Source organism: Pyxidicoccus fallax, from assembly GCF_012933655.1.
Classification (GTDB): Bacteria; Myxococcota; Myxococcia; order Myxococcales; family Myxococcaceae; genus Myxococcus; species Myxococcus fallax.
This window is the reverse complement of the sequence record NZ_JABBJJ010000562.1, coordinates 1-4,746: the sequence shown is the minus strand read 5'-3', so window position 1 is coordinate 4,746 and position 4,746 is coordinate 1. Positions and strand designations below refer to the sequence as shown.

Here is a 4,746-nt window from a genome sequence, read left to right as displayed (position 1 = left end):
CGCGTGTGCCCTTGTGGGGCGGGAGCGGCTGGGTAACGTCCGCGCCAACTATGTCCAAAGTGCTGGCAATGATTCTGGCAGGAGGTGCGGGAACCCGCCTGGAGCCCCTGACCCGCGAGCGCGCCAAGCCCGCGGTGCCGTTCGGCGGTCGCTACCGCATCATCGACTTCGTCCTCTCCAACTTCGCGAACTCCGGCGTGTACCGGATGAAGGTGCTGACGCAGTACAAGAGCGACTCGCTGAACAACCACCTGTCCCGGGCCTGGAGGATGACGGCCTTCCTGGGGCACTACGTGGAGCCGGTGCCCGCGCAGATGCGGACGGGCCTGGACTGGTACAAGGGCAGCGCGGACGCCATCTACCAGAACCTCAACATCATCACCGACGAGGAGCCGGACCACATCTTCGTCTTCGGCGCGGACCACGTGTACCGGATGGACACGCGGCAGATGCTGGACTTCCACTGCGCGAAGAAGGCCGCGTGCACGGTGGCGGCGATTCCGGTGCCGATTGAGCAGGGCCGCGAGTTCGGCATCATCGACGTGGGGCCGGACGGGCGGATGCTCCAGTTCCTGGAGAAGCCGAAGAATCCGCCGCCCATGCCGGGCAACCCGAAGATGTGCCTGGCGTCCATGGGCAACTACCTCTTCGACACGGACGTGCTGGTGCAGGAGGTGGTGCGGGACGCGGCGAACGAGGCGAGCGCGCACGACTTCGGCAAGTCCATCATCAGCGAGCTGTACAAGAGCGCGCCGGTGTACGTGTACGACTTCGCCCAGAACGAGATTCCGGGGCAGGAGGCGAAGGAGCGCGGCTACTGGCGGGACGTGGGGAACATCGACGTGTTCTACGAGTCCAACATGGAGCTCGTGCAGGTCGACCCGGTGTTCAACCTGTACAACGACCGCTGGCCCATCCACACGCAGCCCAACAACTACCCGCCGGCCAAGTTCGTCTTCGCGGACAAGGAGCACGAGCGCGTGGGCCACGCCACGGACTCGCTGGTGGCGGAGGGCTGCATCATCTCCGGCGGACATGTGCACCGCTCGGTGCTGTCCCCGAAGGTGCGGGTGAATTCGTACTCGGAGGTGGAGGACTGCATCCTCTTCGAGAACGTCACCATCGGCCGGCGCTGCCGCATCCGCCGGGCCATCATCGACAAGAACGTGGAGATTCCGCCGGGGATGACGATTGGCTACGACCCGGTGGAGGACAAGCGGCGCTTCCACGTCACGCCGGCCGGGGTGGTGGTCATCCCCAAGGGCATGAAGGTGACGTGAGGCGGCCATGGGTGCGGCGGGGGGACTCCACCTCAGGCCGGCGCGGGAGTCGGACCGGCGCACCCTCTGGCGAATCCACACCCGTGCGGTGGAGGCGCTCTGCGTGGGCGTCTACGCGCCGCACGAGGTGAGCACCTGGGTGCGGCTGCTCCGGCCAGAGGGCTACCTGCGGCCGGACAAGCCGCGCACCGTGCTGGTGGCCGAGCGCGGCCGGCGCATGGTGGGCTTCGGCCAGGTGGACGCGCGCGCGGGCGAGCTGGAGGCGCTCTACGTCGTGCCGGAGGAGGTGGGGCACGGCGTGGGCTCCACCCTGCTGGCCGCGCTGGAGTCCGTGGCGTGGCAGGCCGGGGTGCCGTTATTGGGCCTGGACGCCAGCCTCAACGCGGAGCCCTTCTACCGGCACCACGGCTACGTGTGGCTGCACGCGGCGCGGCGGCCATTGACGGCCGAGGTGCAGCTGGCCTGCGTGCGGATGCAGAAGCGGCGACCGGCCACGGCGTCGAGGCTGGAGCCGGCGACGCCGTGAGAGGCCCGGGCCCCCGGTGGAAGCGGCCCGGGGCCTGAGAGGCGCTAGGTGAAGGACGCGCGGACCTCGGGCTTGCGCAGCATCACCAGGGCCCAGATGCCCAGGGGGATGCCGAGGCAGGTGCACGGGCCGCAGCAGGGAATGAGCGCGAGGATGCTGGCGGTGGTCGCCAGGCCGTAGCTCTGGAGGCCGCGCATCTTCAGCGCGCCGAAGAAGATGAGCCCGTTGATGATGAGCGACGGCAGGCTGAGGAGGAAGCGCCCGCTGGAGGACAGCACGAACTCCATGACGCCCCGCATGGGCGCCATGTTGGGGTCCTCCATCATCTGCTGAATCATCGCCCTGTCGTCCTCGCCGATGGGCCGGACGAGGCTCACCACGCCGTAGAGGAACGTCAGCGCGGAGGTGACCATCAGCAGGATGGCGGGCAGGGACACGGCCTCGCGCGCTCCCGCGCTCGAGCCCCCAGGCGAAACCGGCGTCCCGAAGTTGTCTTGCATGTTCCCCTCTCCCGTGTGCTGCATGAATGGCGCGGGCAACGGCCCGGGCGGCGCCATTCAACCCGGAGAACGGCGGGCGCGCCAAGTTCCATGAAGCGCCCGCCGGACTCCGTACCCGTTCTCAGGCCTTGAAGGTGAGCAGCGGCGCCAGCCGCGCCACCTCGCGGACGATGCCGGCCTCCACCTGCGAGTCCACCACCGGGCGGATGGGCTTGTACGCCGCGGGCGCCTCCTCCACCCGCCGTTCGGCCCTCAGGCTGATGCAGTCCACGCCGGTGAGGCCCAGCGCGGCCTCGCTGTGGTCCGCCCCGCCGCGCCCCATGTCGAAGCGCGAGCGCGCCCGGCCCGCGCCGTGGGACGCGGACTCCAGCGAGCGCGCGTCGCCACACCCCACCATGAGGAAGGACGTGGCTCCCATGGAGCCGGGGATGATGACTGGCTGCTCCGCCGCCGCCGGGCATGCGCCCTTGCGCGCCAGCCACCCGCCCTCGTACGGCAGCGTGAGGTTGTGCGGCACGTCGTAGACGAGCGGTGCCTCCACCTCGCCGAACAGCTCGCGCAGCGTCTGGCGCAGCAATTCCGCCAGCAGCAGCCGGTTGAGGAAGGCGTAGTTGGCCGCGGTGGCCTCCGCCTCCAGGTACTCGGCCACGAGCCGCTCGTCCGCCAGAGGGAGGATGCCGCTGTCCGGCAGCGCCTGCCCCTGCGGCCACGCCCGGCGCGCCCGCTCCTGCCAGGCCACGCCCACGTGCTTGCCCACGTCGCGGCTGCCGGAGTGAATCATGAACGCGAGCTGTCCCTCGCGCACGCCCCACGCCCAGGCCCGCGCCCGGTCCTCCACGGCCTCCACCCGCTGCACCTCCACGAAGTGGTTGCCGCCGCCGATGGTGGCCAGCCCCGCGTCGCGCACCACGCCCTCGCGGGTGAGGCTGTCGGGCGCCCACGACGGAGCGCCCTTCAGCGCGCCGCCCAGGTGGATGCGCGCGACTTCCGCGTCGAGCTGCGCGAGGTCCGAGCGTCCCGCGCAGCCCAGCGGCTTCTCCAGCGTCTCCAGGAACCACCCGGGGATGCCGTCGCGCAGCAGCGCTTCCGAGGCGCGCGAGGACATGGCGACGTCCCGCGTGCCGAAGAAGTAGTGGCCCTTCATCCGCTCGACGAAGGCGTCTCGCTTCGCGAGGAAGGCGTCCACGGTGAGGTCCGCGACGTGCAGGCGCATGCCGCAGTTGATGTCGGTGCCGATGGCGCCGGGAACGACCAGGCCCCGCGTGTGCAGCACCGAGCCGATGGCCACACCGGAGTCACCGGGGTGGAAGTCGGGGGTGGCGCGCACGCGCAGCACCTGGCCGCCGCCCGGGTGCTTCAGGGAGGCGAGGTTGGCGAGTTGCCGGAAGGCCTTGCCCTCCACGGGCAGGTCCGGCGGGAGGAGCACCTCGGCGGGCGGCGCATTGGCGTCGCCCGACAGGCGCACGGTGTAGAGGCGACCGTCATAGGTCACCTCGAGCCCCTCGCGGGCAAGCGCCCGCAGGAGCCGATTCAGGTTCGGCTGCATGACCCAGCTCGGGAATGGCCCTGGTGCCCGTGGACGACGGGCCCCAGGGGGACGTGACGGAGGAGATGGTGGGACCTTCGGGTCAGCAGCCGCGGTCACCAGACGGCCGCGAGGCCGTCGTCACCGTGCACGGACGGGAGCGGGCGTGTTTCCTGACAGCGGGGGGCTACACGGCGGAGGACAGGCCGCCGTCCACGTTGATGGCGGTGCCGCTGATGTAGCCGGCCCGGGGGGACAGGAGGAAGGCGACGAGGTCCGCGAACTCCTCGGCCTTGCCCACCCGGCCCAGGGGGATGCCCGCGTGGCGCGCCATCTCCTGCTGGAAGGACTCCACGGGCTTGCCCACCTCGTGGGCGCGGCGCACCCACTGGCCGCTCTCGACGATGCCCACCAGCACCGCGTTGACGCGGATGCCGTGCGGCCCCCACTCCTTCGACAGCGACTTCGTCAGCGCCATGCCCGCAGCGCGCGACACCGACGACGGCGACGAGTTGGCCCCCGGCGTCTTCGCGCCAATGGCCAGCACGTTGACGATGGCGCCGCCCCCGGCCTCCTTCAGGAGGGGAAACGCCTGCCGCGAGGCGCGGATGGCGGCGAACAGCTTGAGCTGCAGGTCCGCCTCCCACTCCGCGTCGCTCACGGAGGTGAAGGCCCGCGCGGCGGCGGTGCCGGCGTTGTTCACCAGCGCGTCCACCCGCCCGAAGCGCGCGTGCGCGGCGTCCACGAAGTGCTCCACCTGCCATTCCTTGGAGACGTCGGCCTGGACGGTGAGCACGTCCCCGCCCTCGGCGCGCAGGGCCGCCGCGGTGGCCTCCAGGCGCTCCACGCCCCGGGCACAGAGGGCCACCTTCGCGCCCTCGCGGATGAGTCTGCGGGCCACCGCCGCCCCCAGCC

The 4,746-nt window shown here is 71.0% G+C and carries 5 protein-coding genes; 2 read left to right on the top strand and 3 right to left on the bottom strand.

Annotation, left to right across the window (positions count from 1 at the left end):
* Positions 1-50 precede the first annotated feature (50 nt).
* Both glgC and HG543_RS51560 read left to right on the top strand, forming a co-directional pair.
* Positions 51-1,280 carry a glucose-1-phosphate adenylyltransferase gene (glgC, locus tag HG543_RS51565; protein ID WP_169352348.1) on the top strand — a complete coding sequence of 410 codons (1,230 nt, stop codon included), beginning with the start codon at positions 51-53 and terminating at the stop codon, positions 1,278-1,280.
* A gap of 7 nt (positions 1,281-1,287) precedes the next feature.
* Entirely contained in the window at positions 1,288-1,806 is a 519-nt protein-coding gene (locus HG543_RS51560) for a GNAT family N-acetyltransferase (RefSeq protein WP_169352347.1), read from the top strand.
* 44 nt (positions 1,807-1,850) lie between these two features.
* Here HG543_RS51560 and HG543_RS51555 read toward each other — a convergent pair whose 3' ends face one another.
* The 3 genes from HG543_RS51555 to HG543_RS51545 all read right to left on the bottom strand — a co-directional run bounded on the left by HG543_RS51555 (position 1,851) and on the right by HG543_RS51545 (position 4,744).
* Positions 1,851-2,306 carry a hypothetical protein gene (locus HG543_RS51555; protein ID WP_246357910.1) on the bottom strand — a complete coding sequence of 152 codons (456 nt, stop codon included), beginning with the start codon at positions 2,304-2,306 and terminating at the stop codon, positions 1,851-1,853.
* A 121-nt stretch (positions 2,307-2,427) separates the two neighbouring features.
* Positions 2,428-3,852, bottom strand: a complete 1,425-nt coding sequence (locus HG543_RS51550) for an RtcB family protein (protein ID WP_169352345.1) — start codon at positions 3,850-3,852, stop codon at positions 2,428-2,430.
* A 166-nt stretch (positions 3,853-4,018) separates the two neighbouring features.
* Positions 4,019-4,744, bottom strand: a complete 726-nt coding sequence (locus HG543_RS51545; protein WP_246357909.1) for an SDR family oxidoreductase — start codon at positions 4,742-4,744, stop codon at positions 4,019-4,021.
* Between the last annotated feature and the right edge of the window lie 2 nt (positions 4,745-4,746).